Raw genomic sequence first — 20,627 nt, forward strand, 5'->3', positions numbered from 1 at the left:
GAGGTCGTTCACAAACCATGAAAACGACGTTGAACAGCATTATTCGGGATCCGTCCCTGGCGCCGGAAGGCCGGCTGAAAATCGATTGGGTGCAGGCGCACATGCCGGTGCTGAACCGCATCCGCGAGCAGTTCGAGCGCGACCAGCCGTTCAAAGGGCTGAAGGTCGCCATTTCGCTTCATCTCGAAGCAAAAACCGCTTATCTGGCGAAGGTGGTGCAAGCGGGCGGCGCGGAAGTCGCGATTACCGGCAGCAACCCGCTGTCCACGCAGGACGACGTCTGCGCGGCGCTCGTGGAGGACGGCATCGCGGTGTACGCCAAGTACAACCCGGATCCGCAGGAATATCACGACCTCATGGTCAAAGCGCTCGAGACGAAGCCGGACCTGATCATCGACGACGGGGGCGACCTCGTGACAATTCTGCACACGGAGCGCAAAGACTTGCTCGCGAACGTGCGCGGAGGCGCGGAGGAGACGACGACGGGCATTCTGCGGCTCAAAGCGATGGAAAAGGACGGCTCGCTGCAGTTTCCGATGGTCGCCGTCAACGACGCCTACTGCAAATATTTGTTCGATAACCGCTACGGCACCGGCCAATCCGTCTGGGACGGCATCAACCGGACGACGAACCTCGTCGTGGCCGGCAAGACGGTCGTCGTAAACGGCTACGGCTGGTGCGGCAAAGGCGTGGCGATGCGGGCCAAGGGGCTTGGCGCCAACGTCGTCGTCACCGAGGTGGACGCGATCAAGGCGGTAGAAGCCTACATGGACGGCTTTGCGGTGCTGTCGATCGCGGAAGCGGCCAAGGTAGGCGATTTCTTCGTCACGGTTACCGGGAACAAAGACGTCATCCGGGGCGAGCACATCGCGAACATGAAGGACGGCGCCATTCTGTCGAACGCAGGCCATTTCGACGTCGAGGTGAACCTCGTCGAGCTGGCGGCGCAATCGGTCTCGAAGCGCGTCGTGCGCCGCAACATCGAGGAATATTTGCTGAAGGACGGACGCCGCATCTACGTGCTGGCCGAGGGTCGCCTCGTGAATCTGGCGGCCGGCGACGGACACCCGGCCGAAATCATGGACATGACCTTCGCGCTGCAGGCGTTGTCGCTCCGCTACGTGAACGAGCAATACGAATCGATCGGCAAGCAAGTCGTGAACGTGCCCTACGAGCTCGACGAGCAAGTCGCGCGGACGAAGCTCGAGTCGCTGGGCATTTCGATCGACCGGCTGAGCGACGAGCAGCGCGCTTACCTGGCCAGCTGGACGGCGCACTGATTCAGCGAGGGGAGAGCCTGGACCGAGCCTCGGCGGGGAACGCAGCGGGGATTGAGGGAGATAACCCGATTTTCGGGTTAACTCGTTCCGGGCGGAGCCGAAAGTGGGGATCGCTGCTTGCTGTAGGGAGCGGACCGCTCCCCGCCGTGTTTTCGAGATCAAGACGAAAAAGAAACGCCTTTCCAACCGACGATGTCGGCGGAGAGGCGTTTCTTTGCGCTTGGATGAAGGATCACACTGGGCGCTAGGGGGCGCGCAATGGCGAGACCGTCGAAAATGTGGACGACCGTCTGCGGAAACGGGGTCCTCATCGCCGACACCGGGATGAATCATTTGGGCGTTTTTGCAACCATTTCCATATCCTTCGCGTCTAGAGGGCAGTCTGACCAGACAAGGGGGATGCCAAATGGCGCAGGTGGGACAATGGCGGATGCGGAAGGTGCGACAATCGCGGATGCAGATGAGTCGACAACCGCGGGAAGCGAAACAGCGACAACTGCAGGTGATGGCTCCACAACGGCAGGGAAGGAAGCGGAAACGATTGCTGAAGGAGACGAATCGACAAGGGGCCGATAGGCGGAGACGGGCGATGGGCGCGCTGCTTGCCCTCTGGACGGCGGTCGTGCTGGCGCTGCTCGCCGGGTGCAGCAGCTCGGACCGCGACAGCGAATCCATCTCGGCCGTCCAACCCGCGCCGCAAGCGCTGGCGAAGAGCGAGTCGGCGGCCGTCGAGGCGAAAACGAGCATGGCGGACGCGGCCGAGGGGGGTGCGGGCGCTTCGAAGGGCACCGCTGCGGCCTTGCCCGACCTCCCGTCGACCAACGGGACGGATGCGGGAACCGCGCTGGGGCCGATCGCGGATGCGGCCGCCGGCTTCAATCGCAAGATGGTCTACAATGCCGACGTCGTCCTGAAGGTGGAACGCTTCGCCGCGGGCGAACGCCAGGTCAGCGATCTGATTTTTCAAAGCGGAGGTTATATCGTCCAATTCGCGGATTCGCGCAACGGCGACTATGCCGGATCCACGTACACCATCAAGATCCCGTCCGCCGGGTTCAGCAACTTCCTGGGGCAGCTGGGCGAGATTCCGCACACCGGGTTCGAGCGGCAGATCAAGGGCAACGACGTCACGGAAGAGTACGTCGATCTCGAAGCTCGGCTGAAGGCGAAGCGTCTGGTAGAGACGCGGCTGCTCGCCTTCATGGACAAAGCGACGAAGTCCGACGATCTGGTCCGCTTCTCGAACGAGGTGGGCAACGTGCAGCAAGAGATCGAGCAAATCCAAGGCCGCATCCGGTATCTGGATCAGAATGTCGCTTATTCGACGGTTAATTTGCGCCTGTACGAAGGTCCTGCCGAGGAGCCGACGGATGGGAATGTCGGAAGGATCGGGCTGGGCGCCCGGCTCGGCAATGCCATGTCGGGCAGCACGGGCCTCCTGCAAACATTCGGGGAAGGCGTCTTGACCGCGCTCGCCGCCCTGCTGCCGATCCTGGCTGTTGCAGCCATCATCGGGGTGCCGCTCTGGCTGCTCGTTCGGCGGGGCCGGCGCGCGCGCCGCGAAGCCGCAGCGGAACGTCGTTCGCGCTTGAACGCGTCGGTTCCGACGAATCCGACGGCAACCGCCGCGTCGCCGGCGGATGCGGTCGAGGAAGCGCCGGACGGAGAAGGTTCTGACGAATCGAGGGAGATTCGTTAATCCCCTAAAATATTTTTATGAAATCCTGCTCATTTAGGCAGGATTTCTTTTTTTAGACGCGAATAGTGATCATAGTGGTTCAAAGTGGGGCAAAGTGGTGGAAGATGGAGGAGGTGTGGGGGACGCATGTTTTTAGGGGAATACCAGCATTCGATCGACGACAAAGGCCGAATCATCATTCCCGCTAAATTCCGCGAAGTCCTCGGCACCGATTTTATCGTCACCCGCGGCCTCGACAACTGCTTGTTCGTCTACCCCCGCGAGGAATGGAACCTCCTGGAGCAGAAGATGAAGTCGCTGCCTTCGATGGCGGCGAACGCGCGGGCGTTCTCCCGTCTGCTCTTCTCCGGCGCGTCCGAATGCGAGTGGGACAAACAGGGAAGGGTAAACGTGCCGAATCACTTGCGAGAGTATGCCAAGCTAGACAAAGATTGCACCATTATCGGCGTCTCCACCCGCGTGGAGATTTGGGACAGGACCACATGGGAAGCGTACAGCAGGATGTCCCAGGATTCGTTTAACGAGATCGCCGAGAAGCTGGTCGATTTCGACTTCAACTTCTAATGAAGCGTCGGATCGCCTGAAGATCGTTCACACATTCCTGTTACATAGACAAAAATTCAGAAAGACCCCGAGAGGTTGCCGGGAGGTAGAAGCGTGTTTCACCACATTACCGTGCTCAAAGAGGAAGCGGTCGACGGACTCAACATCAAGGAAGACGGCATCTATGTCGATTGTACGCTCGGCGGGGCCGGCCACAGCGAAGCGATTGCGTCGCGGCTCGGCCCGAGCGGCAGGCTCATCGGACTGGATCAGGACGATACGGCCCTCGCTCATGCCCGGGAGCGGCTGTCGTCCTACGGCGCGGTCGTGACGCTGGTGAAGAGCAACTTCCGGCGCCTTTCCGAGGCGCTCCGCGAAGCCGGCGTCGCCGGCCCGGACGGAACGCCGCAGGTGAACGGGGTGCTGTTCGACCTGGGCGTGTCCAGCCCGCAGCTCGACGAGGCCGATCGCGGCTTCAGCTATCAGCACGACGCCGAGCTGGACATGCGGATGGACCAGAGCCAGCGCCTCACCGCCAGAGAGATCGTGAACGAATGGGACGAGCAGGAGCTCGCCCGCATCCTCCGCGATTACGGGGAAGAGAAGTTCGCCCGCAAGATCGCCCGCCAGATCGTCGCAGCCAGACAGAAGGCGCCGATCGAGAAAACCGGGGAGCTCGCGGAGCTGGTCAAAGCCGCCATCCCGGCGGCCGTCCGGCGCACCGGGGGCCATCCGGCCAAACGGACGTTCCAGGCGATCCGCATCGCCGTCAACGACGAGCTCGGCGCGTTTCAGGACGCGCTGAACCAAGCGATCGAGGTCGTCCGTCCGGGCGGCCGCATCGCCGTCATCACGTTTCATTCGCTCGAGGATCGCATCTGCAAGACGACGTTCGCGAAGGAAGTCGCCACCTGCCGCTGCCCGCCGGACTTTCCGGTGTGCGTCTGCGGCGGCGGAGACGGGCGGCTGCGGCTCACGCCGCGCAAGCCGATCCTGCCTTCCGAGCGAGAGCTCGCGGACAACAACCGAGCCCGCTCCGCCAAGCTGCGTGTCGCGGAGAAGATCTGACCCGGCATCGTGCCGGCAAGTCCTACGATCGTCAAGAAGCAACCGTCGCATAGAACCATCCAATCAAGGGGGAGAGAGCGTACATGGCTTACTATGGAAATCTCGCGATCCGCGAGGAGCGCAAGCCGGAGCTGCCGCAGCAGAAAGGACCCGCTCCTTCCCGGCAGTCTCCTTCGCAACAGCCTCGCCGCCGCCAATTGCCGGTCGGGGAGAAGCTGCTTTATCTGTTCACGGTGGCGTTGTTCGTCGCCGTGACCGGCCTCGTTATCTATCGATCAGCCGGACTCTACGAGATGAATCGCGAGATTCAGAAGACGACGAACGAATATCAGCAGGCGACTTCCCAGACCCGCGAGCTTCAACGCGAAGTCGACAGGCTCATGGATCCCGCGGAGATCGCGAAAAAGGCGCAGAAGCTGGGGCTGCAAAAGCTGGACCAGCAACCGATTACGTTGTCGGCCGACAAAGATCAAGCGGCTTCGCAAACGAAGCCCTAACATCCGACAGAAGGTGATGGGGGATGACCAAGAGAATCAAACTGCGCACGCTGTTCTTGGGAGGGTTCCTGACCCTCCTTTTTCTCGGTTTATGGGGACGCATCTATTGGGTTCAGGTGGCTAACGCAGCCTTCTGGGAGAAGCAGGCGCGCACGACCTGGATGACGTCCAAGAAGCTTCCGCAGCAGCGGGGGACGATCACGGACCGGTCCGGCAACGTCTTGGCCGCGGCCGCCTCCGCCTATACGCTGGCGGTCAACCCGAAGCTCATTCACGAGATCGACCAGAAGCACCCCGAGTGGAAGCTCGGAGACCAGATCGTCTCCAAAATCCATAACATTCTCGGGAAAGACGAAAGCGAGATCCGGGCCAATCTCGAAGCGAAAAAAGAGACCGGCGAGTATTTGACGCAGCGGGAAATCCGTCCGGAAGGCTGGAAGATGGACAAAGCGGTCGCCGACCGCTTCAAGGCGTTCGTCAAATCGCTGCAGGAGCAGACGAAGCTCAAAAATGTCGGCATCATCCTAAGCGAGGAGCAGAAGCGGTACTATCCGAACGGCTCTCTCGCCTCGCAAATTCTCGGATACGAGAACAAGGACAACGAGGCGATCATGGGGCTCGAGCGTTCGCTCAACGACGAGCTCGAAGGCACGCCGGGCAAAATCAAGTACGAGAAGGACGGGAAAAGCACGCAGCTGCCGGACGGCAAGGTCGAAGCGACGCAGCCGGTCGACGGCAAAAACGTCAAGCTGACGATCGACAAAGACATCCAGTATTACATGGAGCAGGCGATGCGGGAAGGCTATGAGAAATACCGGCCGGTCAGCATGACGGCGATCGCCGCCGATCCGAAGACGATGGAAATATTGGGCATGGTCAGCCTGCCCGACTTCAATCCGAACCAATACTGGCAGTTCAAGGACCAATCCGCCTTCAAGAACAACGCCGTCCAATCGGTATACGAACCCGGCTCCACGTTCAAGATCGTCACGCTGGCGGCGGCCGTGGAAGAAGGGTTGTTCGATCCGAACGACAAATACATGTCGGGCAGCATTTCGATCTCGAACAAGGACAAGCCGATCCGCGACTCCAAACGGGACGGCTGGGGCAAAATCTCTTACCTGGAAGGGCTCAAGCATTCGAGTAATGTCGCGTTCGTCAAGCTGGGCTACGAGAAGCTCGGCAAAGACAAGTTCCGCCAGTACATCACCAACTTCGGGTTTTCCCAGAAGACAGGCGTCGATCTGCCCGGCGAGGTGCTCGGCAATACGAGAATGAGCGCCAATCGGGACATCGCCTCAGCCACGTTCGGCCAGGCCGTCACCGTGACGCCGATCCAGCAAGTCGCGGCCGTGGCGGCGGTGGCCAACGGCGGCAAGCTCATGGTGCCGCACCTCGTCAAGGAAATCAGCGACCCGAACACGGGCGAAAAAGTCGAGATCCAGCCGAAGACGGTCCGCCAGGTCATCTCCCCGGAGACGTCCCGCAAAGTAGGCGAATATCTCGAACAGGTCGTCAGCGACCAGAAGATCGGGACCGGCAAAAACGCCTACATTCCGGGCTACCGGATCGCCGGCAAGACGGGGACGGCCCAGACCGTCGTCGGCAAGGATTATTCGACCGACCGGTACGTCGTCTCCTTCATCGGCTATGCGCCGGTGGAGGATCCGCAGATCGTGCTGTACGTGCTCGTGGACCAGCCGCAGGACGATCTTGCGGCGGGCGGCCGGATCGCCGCTCCGATCTTCAAGCAGATTATGGAGCAATCGCTGAAACACTTGGGCATCCTGCCCAAGTTGACGGACGACGAAGCGAAGGCGCTCGAAGAGGAGACGAAATCCGATGCGCCGGTGACGGCAAAGGTGCCGAACGTGGAGGGCGAGTCGACGGCGAACGCCAAAACGAAGCTGCAAAGCGCCGGCTTCGAGACGGTCGTGCTCGGCAAAGGCGACAAAGTGCTCGGACAGTTGCCGGACGCGGGCGGCCTTCTCCCGATGCAGCAGCAGGTATATCTGCTGACGGAGAAAACGCTGGACAACGTCCCGAGCCTCAAAGGACTTGCGATGCGCGACGCGCTCGAGATGTGCAAGCTGCTCGGCGGCGTCTGCTCCGTGAAAGGCGAAGGTTATGTCGTGGCCCAGCAGGCGGCGCGGACGGAAGGCAAGCTCACGATCGCGCTGACGTTGGCGCCGCCGACAGAGGATGGCACCGCGTCCACGCCGCCGCCGGAGACGAGCGGCACGCCGCCGCCGGAAGGCACGCCACCCCCGGAGGGCACACCTCCGCCGGACAAGAAGACCGACTGACGCGCGCGGCGACCCGTTCGCGGCGCGGGCGGCGAGACGTACAACCCCAGGCTTGTTCTAACCCCCTCCATCCCGGAATAGTTTGGGAGTAATACTCCGACGTTCCGGGGGAGGGGGTTGTCTCGTGAAAATCTCGCAAGTCACCGTGCGCAGGCGGCTGTTTATCGCCCTTGTCGCGGTGTTCGTCGCTTTTCTCGCGCTCGTATTCAGGCTGGCCTACGTCCAGTTGTACAAAGGCGGAGATCTCGCCAAGCAAGCGGAGGATTCCTGGCGCCGCAACATTCCCTTCGAGGCCAACCGCGGCACGATCACCGACCGCAACGGCGTGAAGCTGGCTTACAATATTAGCTCCCCGACGGTTTACGCGGTGCCGGCCCAAGTCAAGGACAAGGCCGATGCCGCGCGCCGGCTTGCCCCTTTGCTCGGCATGACCGAGGAAAAGCTCAACACCCTCTTGAGCAAAAGGGAAAGCAGCGTGAAGCTCTGGCCCGGCGGACGCAAGATCACGGCCGAGCTCGCTCAGCAGATCGTCGATCTGGCGCTGCCCGGCATCTACGTGGCCGGCGATAACAAACGTTACTATCCGTTCGGCGAAATGGCCGCCCAGGTGCTCGGCATTACCGGCTACGACGGCGGCCTGACCGGCGTCGAGAAAAAGTACGACAGCCAGCTGTCCGGCGTGCCGGGGAGCCTGTCGTTCCTGACGGACGCGGCAGGAAGGCAAATGCCGAATTCGAACGAAGCGTACCAGCCGCCCAAGGACGGCCTGACGCTGCAGCTCACGATCGATCAGACCGTCCAATCGATCGTGGAACGCGAGCTCGACCAGGCGATGCTCAAATATCAGCCTGACCATGTCATCGCAATCGCGATGGACCCGAGCTCGGGCGAAATTCTCGCGATGGGCAGCCGCCCGACGTTTCAGCCCGACAAGTACCAGGAAGTCGATCCGCAGGTGTACAACCGCAATCTGCCGATCTGGATGACGTACGAACCGGGGTCCACGTTCAAGATCATCACGCTGTCCGCCGCGCTGCAGGAAGGCAAGGTGGATTTGAAAAACGAGCGTTTCTACGATCCGGGCTACGTCGACGTAGCGGGGGCCAAGCTTCGCTGTTGGAAAAGAGGCGGACACGGCAGCCAAACGTTCCTCGAAGTTGTGGAAAACTCCTGCAACCCGGGCTTCGTCGCGCTCGGACAGCGGCTCGGCAAGGAGAAGCTGTTCGACTATATCAAAGGGTTCGGCTTCGGCAAGCGGACCGGCATCGATCTCGAAGGCGAAGAGAACGGCATTCTGTTCAAGCCGGCCAACGTCGGCCCCGTCGAACTGGCGACGACGGCGTTCGGCCAAGGGGTGTCGGTCACGCCGATCCAGCAGATTACCGCCGTCGCTGCCGCGATCAACGGGGGCAAGCTGTTCAAGCCCCACGTCGCCAAGGCATGGATTCAGCCGGAAACCGGCGAGGTGCGGGAAGAAGTGCAGCCCGAGCTGGTCCGCCAGGTCATCTCGCCGGAGACGTCGAAACAGGTGCGCGAAGCGCTCGAAAGCGTCGTCGCCCAAGGCACAGGGGGCAACGCGTTCCTCGACGGCTACCGCGTCGGGGGCAAGACGGGGACCGCGCAGAAAGTCGTGAACGGCGTCTACTCCGCGAGCGAGCACATCGTTTCGTTCATCGGCTTCGCCCCGGCGGACGATCCGAAAATCGTCGTGTACGTGGCGGTGGACAATCCGAAGGGCATCCAGTTCGGCGGTGTCGTCGCCGCTCCGATCGTTCGCAACATTATGGCCGACGCGCTGCCGCATCTCGGCGTCGCGCCGCGCGAAAAGCAGCTGAACAAGGAGTACAAATACGGCGAGGTGCCGATGGTGACGGTGCCGAACATCGTCGGCAAGACGGCGACGGACCTGTACGAGGACATGAACATGAACTTCAACCTGTCGGCTTCGGGCAAAGGGCGGACAGTCCTCCGCCAGGCGCCGGCCGCAGGACAGCGGGTGCCGAAAGGGTCGACCATCCGCATCTATCTCGGCGACGAGGACAACGGCAAAGGCGGCGCGGCGCCCGGCAGCCATTGACGGAGGGGGAGGAGATCGGGCGCGGAGCGGCTGGCAAGCCGCTTCGCGCGGCCGTCCTCCTGACAGGTATGGCAGGATGTGGCGGGCCGACCAATTCGCACATTAGCATTTTCAAAGAAACGGACCCTTTCTCTTGTAAGGGGCATGACGTTGGTCGATAATGGAGAGGAAGTTGTCGAAGGGGGCCCAGAATACGATGCAGTTACATACGCTATGCGAACATTTGCTGGTCTATCGAACGATCGGCGATACCCATAAGGAGTTGACGGGCCTCGAAGCGGATTCCCGTGCTGTTGCGCCCGGGCAGCTGTTTTTTTGCCTGCCCGGCCACACCGTCGACGGACACGACTTCGCGCCGCAAGCGGCGGAGCGGGGCGCCGCGGCGCTCGTCACGAACCGCGAGCTGCCGCTGCCCGTCGCGCAGATCGTCGTGCCCGACGTCCGCCACGCGCTCGCCGTGCTGGCGGACGCCTACTACGGCCAGCCGTCGCACCGACTGCGGCCGATCGGCGTCACCGGGACGAACGGCAAGACGACGACGACCTATCTCGTCGAGCGGATTCTCGCGGACGCGGGCGTGTCGCCCGGCGTGATCGGCACGATCGAAGCCCGGTTCGCCGGGCAGTCGGTGCCCATGTCCGGCACCACGCCGGACGTGCTCGGCCTGCAACGGCTGTTCGCCCGAATGGTCGAAGCGGGGACGGAGCGGGCCGTCATCGAGGTCAGCTCGCACGCGCTGGAGCAGGGGAGGGTGAAGGGCACCCGGTTCCGCACCGCGATCTTCACCAATCTGACGCAGGACCATCTGGACTACCACGGCACGATGGAGGCGTACGCCGCTGCGAAGGGACTTTTCTTCTCGCGGCTCGGCAACGCCTACGCCGCGGATCCGGCGCAGCGGACGTACGCGGTGCTGAACGCGGACGACGAGGCGTCGGCTCAATACGCCAAGCTGACCGCCGCGGAGGTCGTCACCTATGGCGTCGAGCGCGAGGCGCACGTCCGCGCGAAGAACGTCCGCATCACGTCCCGGGGCACGTCCTTCCGGGTCGAGACATTCAAGGGCAGCCGGGACGTCCAGTTGCGGCTCGTCGGCAAGTTCAACGTCTATAACGCGCTGGCCGCCCTAGCCGCCGCGCTCTGCGAAGGCATCGCGCTGGGCGCCGCGGTCCACAGCCTCGAAGAAACGCCGGTCGTGCCCGGCCGGGTCGAGGCGGTCGACGTGGGGCAGCCCTATGCCGTTATCGTCGACTACGCGCATACGCCGGACGGGTTGGACAACGTGCTGCGCACCGTGCGGGAAATCGCCGAAGGACGCGTCATCTGCGTTTTCGGCTGCGGCGGGGACCGCGACCGGACGAAGCGGCCGATCATGGGGAGGATCGCCGCCGAATGGGCGGACTACCTGATTGTGACGAGCGACAATCCGCGCACCGAGGATCCGGAGGCGATCCTGCGGGACATCGAGGCGGGGCTGCGCGAGGCGAACACGCCGGCGGACGGCTATTCCCTCGTGCCCGACCGGCGCGAGGCGATCCAAAAAGCGGTTGAAATGGCAAGCCCGGGGGATGTAGTATTGATAGCGGGAAAAGGCCATGAAACCTATCAAGACATCGGCGGCGTCAAGCACGACTTCGACGACCGCCTCGAGGCGCGAGCCGCCATAAGGAGACGGGTGCAGTGATTCAAGCGACGCTAAACGAAGTTGCCGCCTGGTGCGGAGCCGCCGGGATTTCGGCGCGGGACGCGGATGCCGCGGGCGTGCGGCGGATCGCCGGCGCGTCGACCGATTCGCGGTCGACCGCGGCCGGCCAGCTGTTCGTGCCGCTCGCGGGCGACCGCTTCGACGGGCATGACTATCTGGCGGAGGCGGAGGCGGCCGGAGCGGCCGCCGCGCTCTGGCAGGCGGACCGGCCGGCCCCGGAGACGGCGCTGCCGCTCGTCCGCGTGCCGGATACGCTCGCCGCGCTGCAGGCGCTGGCGGCCCGCTATCTCGCTTCCTGGAATCCCCGCGTCGTCGGGGTGACCGGCAGCAACGGCAAGACGACGACCAAAGACTTGATCGCCTCGGTCCTCGCGACGACGTACCAAGTCGTGAAAACCGAAAGCAACTTCAATAATCATATCGGACTTCCGCTCACGATCCTGCGGGCGGACCCCGCCGCGGAAGTGCTCGTGCTCGAGATGGGCATGAGCGCGCGGGGCGAGATTGCGCTGCTCGCCGGCATCGCGCCGCCGGATGCGGCCGTCATCACGAACGTCGGCGAGTCGCACCTGCTGCAGCTCGGCTCGCGGCGCAACATCGCCCGCGCCAAGCTGGAAATCGCCGAAGGGCTGAAGCCGGGCGGCACGCTCGTCTATTACGGCGACGAGCCGCTGCTCCGGGAAGAGCTCGCTGCGTTGAACCTGCCGGCCGGGCGGCTGCGCGCCGTCACCTTCGGAGAGGACGCGGGGGACGACCTGCGCGCGGCGCGGATCGACGTCCGTCCGGACGGCGTGACGTTCGCCCTGGCGGGGGATGAAGCACGCGAGCCCTTCGAGCTGTCGATCCCCGGACGCCACAACGCGATCAACGCGCTCGCCGCCATCGCGGTCGGCCGTCTGTTCGGCGTGCCCGAGGCGCAAATCGCAGACGGACTTCGGTCGGCGGCGTTGACCGGCATGCGCATCGAGCGGACGGCGGCCTGGAACGGCGCGCTCGTGTTGAACGACGCCTACAATGCCAGTCCCACCTCGATGCGGGCGGCGATCGATCTCGTCGCCCGGCTCGGGGGCTTCCGCCGAAAATGGCTCGTCCTCGGCGACATGCTGGAGCTCGGCCCCGACGAGGCCGAGTTCCACGCGGGCATCGGCCGTGAGCTGTCTTCGGACCGCGTGGACGGACTGTTCGCCTTCGGGCCGCTGTCCGCGCATACGGCCGACGCCGCGAAGGCGCGGTTGCCGGAAGGCGCCGTGCGCCATTTCGCCGACAAGGGCGAGCTGGCGGACGCGGTGCTTCAGGCGCTCGCGCCCGACGATCTCGTGCTCGTGAAGGCTTCGCGCGGCATGCGACTCGAGGAAGTCGTCCGGCGCCTGCGGCAAGGAACGGGGGGGAACTGAGTTGGACTACGCTTCGACATTATGGACGCTCGGCGTCTCCTTCGTGCTGGCCGCGCTGCTCGGCCCGCTGTTCATTCCGCTGCTGCGCCGGCTCAAGTTCGGCCAGCAGGTGCGGGTCGAAGGGCCGCAATCGCATCTCAAGAAGACCGGAACGCCGACGATGGGCGGCATCATCATCCTGCTCGCCCTGACGCTCGCGTTTCTGAAATTTTCCGACCGGGGACTCGCCTTCTGGTCGCTGCTCGTCGCGAGTCTCGGATTCGGTCTCGTCGGCTTCCTCGACGACTATATCAAGATCGCGCTGAAGCGCTCGCTCGGCCTGACCGCCAAGCAGAAGCTGTTCGGCCAGCTGCTCTTCTCCGTCCTGTTCTGCTTTCTGCTGTACCGGATGGGCCACGGTACGACGATCGGGATGCCCGGCACGAGCTGGTCGATCGATCTCGGCTGGGGCTACTATTTGTTCGTCATCGTCATTTTCTTCGCTTCGAGCAATGCGGTGAATTTTACCGACGGATTGGACGGCCTTCTGTCCGGGACAAGCGCCCTGGCATTTGGCGCGTTCGCGTTCATCGCGCTCGAAGCGACGCAACAGCAGTCCGCGATTTTCTCTGCGGCGATGATCGGCGCGGTGCTGGGCTTCCTCGTCTACAACGCGCATCCCGCGAAGGTGTTCATGGGCGACGCGGGGTCGCTCGGCATTGGCGGGGGGCTCGCGGCCGTCGCGATCCTGACGAAGACGGAGCTGCTGCTCATCGTCATCGGCGGCGTGTTCGTCATCGAAATGCTGTCGGTCATCATTCAGGTCGCCTCGTTTAAGACGAGAGGCAAGCGGGTATTCAAAATGAGTCCGATCCACCATCACTTCGAATTGACGGGCTGGTCCGAATGGCGCGTCGTAACCACATTCTGGCTGGCGGGCCTGGTGCTCGCGGGCGTGGGCCTGATCTTGTATAAGGGGATATAGCGCATGAAGCCACTTCAAGACTATCGAAATCGGCGCGTCGTCGTCCTGGGCCTCGCCCGGAGCGGCGTCGCCGCCGCCAAGCTGTTCCATGCCGCCGGCGCGCACGTCGTCGCGAACGATCGCAAATCGCGGGAGGAGTGTCCCGAAGCCTCGGAGCTCGAGGCTTTGGGCATTTCTGTTGTATGCGGCGGTCACCCGGACGACCTTGTGACGGAAGAGACGGCGCTGCTGATCAAAAATCCGGGCATCCCGTATGCCGCGCCTCCGATCGTTCAAGCGGAGCGGCTCGGCGTGGAGATCGTCACCGAGGTGGAGGCGGCCGGACGAATCTCGTCGGCCCCGATTGTCGGCATCACCGGCTCCAACGGCAAGACGACGACGACGACCTGGACGGGCGAGCTGCTGGCGGCCGCGGGACTGTCCCCGCTCGTAGCCGGCAATATTGGCCGCCCGCTGTGCGAAGCGGCGCAGGAGGTGTCGCCGGAAGGATGGCTCGTCGCCGAGCTGTCCAGCTTCCAGCTGAAAGGAACCCGCGACTTTCACCCGCGCATCGCATGCTTGCTCAACATCGCCGAGACGCATCTGGACTACCACGGCACGATGGACGATTACGTCGACGCCAAGGCGAAGCTGTTCGCGAACCTGACGCCGGAGGATACGGCCGTCTACAACGCCGACGACGGCGCGTGCGTCCGCATCGCCGAGTCGTCCTCCGCCGAACTGCGGCCGTTCTCGCTGACGCGGCGGCTGGCGGCCGGCGTCTGCGTCGAGCCGCCCTTCCCGGCGGCGGGCGAAGCGGACGAAGCGGGGGAGAAGGGCGAACGCTGGATCGTCTCGCGGACCGGCGACGGCGGCGAGACGCGCATCGCGCGGACGGACCGGCTCGGCATTCCGGGCCGGCACAACTGCGCGAACGCGCTGGCGGCGATCGCCATCGCGCTGGCGGCGGGCGCGTCTCCGGCCTCGCTCGTTCGTCCGCTGGAGCAGTTCCGCGGCGTGGAGCACCGGCTAGAGTTCGTCGGCACGTTCCGCGGCGCGCGGTACTACAACGATTCGAAGGCGACCAACCCGACGGCGACCGCCATGTCGGTCGCTTCGCTGCCGTCGCCGCTCGTGCTCATCGCGGGCGGGCTGGACCGCGGCTCCGACTATATGGAGCTGCTGCCCACGTTCCGGGAGCGGCTGAAGGCGGTCGTCGCCCTCGGCCAGACGCGCGACAAGATTCGCCGCGTAGCGGAAGCGGCCGGTTTAACCGACGTGATAATCGTCGAACCTGAGGGGGATGCCGCCGTTACGCTGCGCCGGGCCGTGGAAGAAGCCGCCGCGCTTGCCGAGCCGGGAGACACCGTGCTCCTGTCGCCGGCCTGCGCGAGCTGGGACATGTTTCCCTCCTACGAGGACCGGGGCCGCATTTTTAAGGAATCGGCGCATACGTTGTAAGAAGGGGGCCTGTCCCCACTTCTTCGCACGCGAGGTGTCCGGTTCATGGCCAAATCCCGTTCCGCTCCCGATATCTGGATGATCGTCGCGACGATCGGCATTCTGGCGATCGGCGTGATCATGGTATACAGCGCCAGCGCCGTCGCCGCGTTCCACGATTACGGCGACAAGTTCTACTACGTCAAGCGGCAGCTGCTGTTCGCCGTGCTCGGCGTCGCCGCGATGTTCGTCACGATGAACGTGGACTACGCGCGCTTGCGCAAGTGGGCGCTGCCCGGGCTGCTGATCTGCTTCGGCCTGCTGCTTCTCGTTCTCATCCCCGGCATCGGCAACGTCCGGGGCGGGGCGCGCAGCTGGCTCGGCATCGGAAGCTTCGGCATCCAGCCGTCCGAATTCATGAAGCTGGCGATGATCCTGTTCCTCGCCCGCTACTTGACCGAACGGCAGGAGAAGCTCGTTTCCTTCACGTCGGGGCTTCTCCCGCCGCTCGCCATCCTCGGGGGCGCGTTCGGCCTCATCATGCTCCAGCCGGACCTCGGCACGGGTGCCGTCATGCTGGGCGCTTCGCTGCTCGTCATTTACGTCGCGGGCGCCAGACTTACGCATCTCGGCGGTCTGGGGCTGCTCGGACTGGCCGGCTTCGTCGGCTTGATCGCCGCCGCGCCGTACCGGCTGCTGCGGATCACGACCTTCCTCGACCCATGGAAGGATCCGCTCGGCGCCGGCTACCAGTCGATCCAGTCGCTGTACGCGATCGGGCCGGGGGGACTCGTGGGGCTTGGTCTCGGCATGAGCCGGCAAAAATACAACTATCTGCCCGAACCGCAGACGGACTTTATTTTTTCGATCCTGGCGGAGGAGCTCGGCTTTATCGGCGGCACGCTGCTGCTGCTGCTGTTTCTCCTGCTGATCTGGCGGGGGATGCGCGTCGCCATCACGATTTCCGATCCGTTCGGAAGCTTTCTCGCGGCGGGGATCGTCGGCATCGTCGCGGTTCAGGTTTTGATCAATATCGGCGTCGTCATCGGCCTGATGCCCGTCACGGGCATCACGCTGCCGCTCGTCAGCTACGGCGGTTCGTCGCTGACGCTGCTGCTGACGGCGCTGGGCATTTTATTGAATTTATCCCGTTATTCGAGGTGACTTAGGATGCGCATTGTGTTGACAGGCGGCGGTACCGGCGGGCACATCTACCCCGCGCTCGCCATCGGGCGGGAGGCGGAGCGCCGGCAGCCGGACAGCACGCTGCTGTACATAGGCACAAAGCGCGGTCTGGAAAGCAAGATCGTGCCCCAGCAGGGGGTGCGGTTCGAGAGCATCGACATTACCGGCTTCCGCCGGTCGCTGTCCATGGAAAACGTAAAGACCGTCGTGCGCTTCGTGCAGGGCGTGCGCCGGTCGAAGGCGCTGCTCAAGGCGTTTCGCCCCGACGCGGTCGTCGGGACGGGCGGCTACGTCTGCGGTCCGGTCGTCTACGCGGCCGCCAAGCTCGGCATCCCGACGCTCATTCACGAGCAAAACGTCGTTCCCGGCTTGACGAACAAGTTTCTGAGCCGGTACGCGGACGGAATCGCCGTCAGCTTCGCGGATTCCAAGCCGCATTTCGCGCGCGCGCGCAACGTCTTCCACGCCGGCAATCCGTGCGCGAGCGCCGTCGTCGGCGCCGACCCGGCCAAGGGCTACGCCTCGCTGGGTCTGCGTCCCGGCGCGAAATTCGTGCTGGCCGTCGGCGGCAGCCGCGGCGCGAAGGCGCTGAACGACGCGATCGCGGACATGGCGCCGCGGCTGTCGGGCTTGCCGGACGTCCACTTCGTGTTCGTCTCCGGCGAGCGCTATTACGAGGAGGCCAAGGCGCGGATGCAGAAGCTCCCGGCCGCGGACGCGGGCCGGATTCAGGTCGTCCCGTACGTGCACAACATGCCCGAGGTGCTGGCGGCGGCTTCGCTCGTCGTGAGCCGGGCGGGCGCCTCGTCGCTCGCCGAGATCACCGCGCTCGGCGTCCCGGCCATTCTCGTGCCTTCGCCGAACGTCACGAACAACCATCAGCAGCCGAACGCGGAAAGCCTCGCGGCCGGCGGCGGCGGCGAAATGATCCTTGAGCGCGAGCTCACGGGCGACCTGCTGTACGCCCGGATCGCCGCGATCATGGGCGACGACGTACGCCGCCGTGCGATGGCGGAGGCGTCCCGGCGTCTCGGCATGCCGGAGGCCGCCGGCGCCATCTGCGATCAGCTCGAAGCGCTGATCCGGCGGCGTTGAGCCGGGCGGGCCCGGAACGCGCGGACCCGCAGAACGTATATATTTCAAACGCGGGCGGCGCGGCATTATTCCGCTGACGCCGCCGCCCGATTCAAGCTTGGCTGCTGGGCGTCTGTCACCACGCCTGCGGACGCGACATAAGATACTACGTGATCGCGACGGACGAACGGGCGCACGGCGTCATGAGGCCCCGCAACCAGGAAAGAGAAGGGTAAGGAGGAACATCCATGCAGCAATTGATCGCGGACCTGGAACGCAGTCCGGTCGAAAGCGTAACGTACGGCGAGCCGCTCGCCAAGCATACGACTTGGAAAATCGGCGGGCCCGCGGACGTATTCATCGTTCCGAATACCCGGGAGGAGCTCGCGGCAGCGCTGCAGGCGCTGCACCGGCACGGCATCCCTTGGACGGTGCTGGGGCGCGGCTCCAATACCCTCGTCTCCGACAAAGGCGTGCGCGGAGCCGTCATCAAGCTCGGCGCCGGCTTCGACGAGGTCCGCTTCGACGGCGGGCTCGTCGCGGCGGGCGCATCCTACTCCTTCATCAAGCTTTCGGTGGTGACGGGCAAGGAGGGGCTCACCGGCCTGGAATTCGCGGGAGGCATTCCGGGAACGGTGGGCGGAGCGGTCTACATGAACGCCGGCGCCCATGGTTCGGACGTATCGCGTATCTTCAAGTCAGCCGACATCGTCTGGGAAGACGGCACGAGCGGCACCTACGGGAAGGAACAGATGAACTTCGGCTACCGACACTCGGTGCTGCACGAACGCAGGGGCATTGTCACGGGCGCCTCGTTCGAGCTGGTGCCCGGCGACCGCAAGGAGATCGCGGCGATGCTCGCTTCCTACAAGGATCGGAGGCTGCGGACGCAGCCGCTGCAGATGGCGTGCGCCGGCAGCGTGTTTCGCAATCCGCCGGGCGATCACGCGGCCCGGCTCATCGAAGCCGCCGGTCTCAAGGGCGCCCGCGAAGGCGGGGCCGAAGTTTCCCTCTTGCATGCCAACTTCATCGTCAACCAGGGCGATGCGACGGCCGAGGACGTGCTCGCGCTCATGCGTCGGGTTCAGCGAACCGTAGAGGACCAGTTCAACATCCGATTGGTGCCGGAGGTTCTCCTGATGGGTGAGCGGTAATCCGGAGGTGAAACCCCTTGGACAAATTGGTGATTGAAGGCGGAAAGCCGCTTTCGGGCACCATACGCATCCACGGAGCCAAAAACGCCGCATTGCCGATTCTCGCCGCCAGCCTGCTGGCGGACGGAACGGTAACGATCCGCAACGTACCGGAACTGCTCGATATCGAAGTGATGCTAGACATTTTAAGCGATCTCGGCTGCCGCACGCACCATGGCTTCGGCGTCGTGACCGTCGACAGCAAGGTCGCCTCGTCTTCGCACGTGCCGGAAAGCCTCATGCGGCTCATGCGCTCGTCCGTCTTTCTGATGGGCCCGCTGCTCGCTCGTTTCGGCGAAGTGCACGTCTATCAGCCGGGGGGCTGCGCGATCGGCGAACGCAAGATCGATCTGCATTTGCGCGGACTCGCCGCGCTCGGCGCGGAGATCGAGGAGATGGGCAGCCGCATCGTCTGCCGCGCGCGCCAGCTGAAGGGAGCCGAGATCATCCTCGACTTCCCGAGCGTCGGCGCGACGGAAAATATCATGATGGCCGCCGTAAAGGCCCAGGGCCGCACGACGATCGTCGGGGCGGCGCGCGAGCCGGAGATTCAGGATCTGCAGTCGTTCCTGAACCGGATGGGCGCGCAGGTGCGCGGAGCGGGGACCGACACGATCACGGTCGACGGGGTGAATTCGCTCTCCGGATGCGACTACGAAATCATCCCGGATCGGATCGTGACGGGCACGGTGATGGTGGCCGCGGCCGCCACGCGCGGCGAGGTGACGCTCGAGGGCTCCGAGCCGGCGCACCTGACTTCGCTGATCCACGTGCTGCGGCGGGCCGGTGTTCAAATCGAGGTAAGTAATGGTATAATGAAAGTTGGCGCAACCGCGCGTCCTCGCGCGGTGGATCGGGTCGTGACCTCGCCGTACCCGGCATTTCCGACCGATTTGCAGGCGCAGCTGATGATTCTGCTGTCGCTGGCCGACGGCGTCAGCGTCATCAAGGAAACGGTATTCGAAGGCCGCTTCAAGCATGTGGAAGAATTGTGCCGCATGGGGGCGGATATCCGCATCGATCTCAACACCGCGTTCGTGCGCGGCGTTCCGAGGCTGTACGGCACGACGGTGGAAGCGACCGACCTGCGGGCGGGCGCGGCGCTCGTCATCGCCGGCCTCGCGGCGCAGGGGCGCACGACCGTCGAGCAGGTGCACCATATCGACCGGGGCTATGACCGGATCGAGCAGATGTTCAGTCGGTTGGGCGGCCAGATCTGGCGCCGCGCCGAAGACCGGACCGTATCGGGCAAGATCAGGTAAAGCCCATCCCCGTGGCAGCGGCCGTTACCCGCAGCGGGGACCTTTTTTGCGCCGCGCGCGGACAAGCCTCTCTCGATCAAGTTTACTAGGGACATAGAAAAGAGGTGGACGGAATGAATGAGCGGATTCCCGCGATTCCGCGGGAGCCGGCGGAACGGCGCCGCAGAAGCAAGTTGCTGTGGATCGTCGTCGCGCTGTTCGTCATCTTGCTCGTCGTGCTCTTTTTCCGCTCCTCCCTGTCCCGCGTCACCTCGATCGAAGTGACCGGAAACTACTACGTCTCGCAGGCGGAGATCGCCCAGGCGCTGAATGTGCAGATCGGCGATTCGTTTTTCGCGCCGGGCTCGAAGACGCTCGAGCGGCGGGTCGGGCAACTGCCGGCCGTCAACGCCGTTCAAGCGAAAAAGCGGTTCCCCGGCAAGCTGACGATCGTCGTCAAGGAGTACCAGCCGGTCGCCGTCGAGCTGGGCGCGGACGGGAAGCTCGGCCTTGTGCTGGAGAGCGGCCTCGTTCTTCCGTCCAAGGAAGGGACGGCTCTCCCGAACAAGCCGGTGCTGGCCGGCTGGAGTGCCGACGATCCGCAGCGCCTCGAGCTGTGCCGGGTGCTCGCGAAGATCCAGGATGCGCAGCTCGGCGATTTGTCGCAAATTTCGCCGGATCCGTCGAAGGCGTACCCCGACCGGATCAAGCTTTATACCCGATCGCGGTTCGAGGTCATTACGACCGTCGGCAAGCTGGCCGACAAGATCGACATTTTGAACGAGCTGGTAGAGAACCGGGAGCCCGGACAGGTCGTCATGCTGGATTCGGACACCTATCGGCCTTATTCAGCACAAACTGCCTCGTCGAGCGGCTAGAAGCGCTGTAAACATAAGGAAAAGGACTCTACTCAAGCCGTACAAAGCATGCTAGAATTTGGCTTACCGGTCGCGATGGCCGGCGCTTCGCCAACCGATTTTCG

General features: G+C 64.0%; 16 protein-coding genes. All 16 read left to right on the plus strand.

The features are described 5' to 3' along the window. Window positions 1–17: 17 nt before the first annotated feature. The 16 genes from LKX83_RS07170 to LKX83_RS07245 all read left to right on the plus strand — a co-directional run bounded on the left by LKX83_RS07170 (window position 18) and on the right by LKX83_RS07245 (window position 20,523). On the plus strand, window positions 18–1,280 hold the full coding sequence (locus LKX83_RS07170) for an adenosylhomocysteinase (protein WP_227881493.1): 1,263 nt from the start codon (window positions 18–20) through the stop codon (window positions 1,278–1,280). Window positions 1,281–1,686: 406 nt separating this feature from the next. Continuing rightward, on the plus strand, window positions 1,687–2,979 hold the full coding sequence (locus LKX83_RS07175) for a DUF4349 domain-containing protein (protein WP_227881494.1): 1,293 nt from the start codon (window positions 1,687–1,689) through the stop codon (window positions 2,977–2,979). 126 nt (window positions 2,980–3,105) lie between these two features. Next, complete coding sequence (gene mraZ / locus LKX83_RS07180; protein ID WP_227881495.1) at window positions 3,106–3,543, plus strand: division/cell wall cluster transcriptional repressor MraZ; 438 nt, start codon at window positions 3,106–3,108, stop codon at window positions 3,541–3,543. A gap of 93 nt (window positions 3,544–3,636) precedes the next feature. Further along, complete coding sequence (gene rsmH / locus LKX83_RS07185) at window positions 3,637–4,590, plus strand: 16S rRNA (cytosine(1402)-N(4))-methyltransferase RsmH (RefSeq protein ID WP_227881496.1); 954 nt, start codon at window positions 3,637–3,639, stop codon at window positions 4,588–4,590. A gap of 83 nt (window positions 4,591–4,673) precedes the next feature. Then, the gene (locus LKX83_RS07190) at window positions 4,674–5,087 is read left to right on the plus strand and encodes an FtsL-like putative cell division protein (protein WP_227881497.1); all 414 of its coding nucleotides are present in this window, start codon (window positions 4,674–4,676) and stop codon (window positions 5,085–5,087) included. A gap of 23 nt (window positions 5,088–5,110) precedes the next feature. Further along, complete coding sequence (locus tag LKX83_RS07195; protein WP_227881498.1) at window positions 5,111–7,393, plus strand: penicillin-binding transpeptidase domain-containing protein; 2,283 nt, start codon at window positions 5,111–5,113, stop codon at window positions 7,391–7,393. Window positions 7,394–7,517: 124 nt separating this feature from the next. Beyond that, the gene (locus LKX83_RS07200; RefSeq protein WP_227881499.1) at window positions 7,518–9,470 is read left to right on the plus strand and encodes a stage V sporulation protein D; all 1,953 of its coding nucleotides are present in this window, start codon (window positions 7,518–7,520) and stop codon (window positions 9,468–9,470) included. A 196-nt stretch (window positions 9,471–9,666) separates the two neighbouring features. Further along, window positions 9,667–11,154, plus strand: coding sequence for a UDP-N-acetylmuramoyl-L-alanyl-D-glutamate--2,6-diaminopimelate ligase (locus LKX83_RS07205; protein ID WP_227881500.1), 1,488 nt, complete (start codon window positions 9,667–9,669; stop codon window positions 11,152–11,154). Further along, entirely contained in the window at window positions 11,151–12,569 is a 1,419-nt protein-coding gene (locus tag LKX83_RS07210) for a UDP-N-acetylmuramoyl-tripeptide--D-alanyl-D-alanine ligase (RefSeq protein WP_227881501.1), read from the plus strand. Before LKX83_RS07205 ends, LKX83_RS07210 begins: the two co-directional genes overlap by 4 nt. Before the next feature lies 1 nt (window position 12,570). Next, on the plus strand, window positions 12,571–13,533 hold the full coding sequence (gene mraY / locus LKX83_RS07215) for a phospho-N-acetylmuramoyl-pentapeptide-transferase (RefSeq protein WP_227881502.1): 963 nt from the start codon (window positions 12,571–12,573) through the stop codon (window positions 13,531–13,533). 3 nt (window positions 13,534–13,536) lie between these two features. Further along, on the plus strand, window positions 13,537–14,973 hold the full coding sequence (murD, locus tag LKX83_RS07220; RefSeq protein ID WP_227881503.1) for a UDP-N-acetylmuramoyl-L-alanine--D-glutamate ligase: 1,437 nt from the start codon (window positions 13,537–13,539) through the stop codon (window positions 14,971–14,973). A 45-nt stretch (window positions 14,974–15,018) separates the two neighbouring features. After that, window positions 15,019–16,116, plus strand: coding sequence for a stage V sporulation protein E (gene spoVE / locus LKX83_RS07225; protein WP_227881504.1), 1,098 nt, complete (start codon window positions 15,019–15,021; stop codon window positions 16,114–16,116). 6 nt (window positions 16,117–16,122) lie between these two features. Continuing rightward, window positions 16,123–17,232: an undecaprenyldiphospho-muramoylpentapeptide beta-N-acetylglucosaminyltransferase gene (gene murG / locus LKX83_RS07230; RefSeq protein WP_227881505.1), complete on the plus strand. Its 1,110-nt coding sequence runs from the start codon at window positions 16,123–16,125 to the stop codon at window positions 17,230–17,232. A gap of 227 nt (window positions 17,233–17,459) precedes the next feature. Then, a complete protein-coding gene (murB, locus tag LKX83_RS07235) occupies window positions 17,460–18,365 on the plus strand; it encodes a UDP-N-acetylmuramate dehydrogenase (RefSeq protein ID WP_227881506.1) in 906 nt (301 codons plus the stop codon). Between the two features lie 17 nt (window positions 18,366–18,382). Next, window positions 18,383–19,666: a UDP-N-acetylglucosamine 1-carboxyvinyltransferase gene (gene murA, locus LKX83_RS07240; RefSeq protein ID WP_227881507.1), complete on the plus strand. Its 1,284-nt coding sequence runs from the start codon at window positions 18,383–18,385 to the stop codon at window positions 19,664–19,666. A gap of 113 nt (window positions 19,667–19,779) precedes the next feature. Continuing rightward, window positions 19,780–20,523: a cell division protein FtsQ/DivIB gene (locus tag LKX83_RS07245; protein ID WP_227881508.1), complete on the plus strand. Its 744-nt coding sequence runs from the start codon at window positions 19,780–19,782 to the stop codon at window positions 20,521–20,523. Window positions 20,524–20,627 lie beyond the last annotated feature (104 nt).

It is taken from the genome of Cohnella baijiui (genome assembly GCF_020731285.1).
GTDB lineage: Bacteria > Bacillota > Bacilli > Paenibacillales > Paenibacillaceae > Cohnella.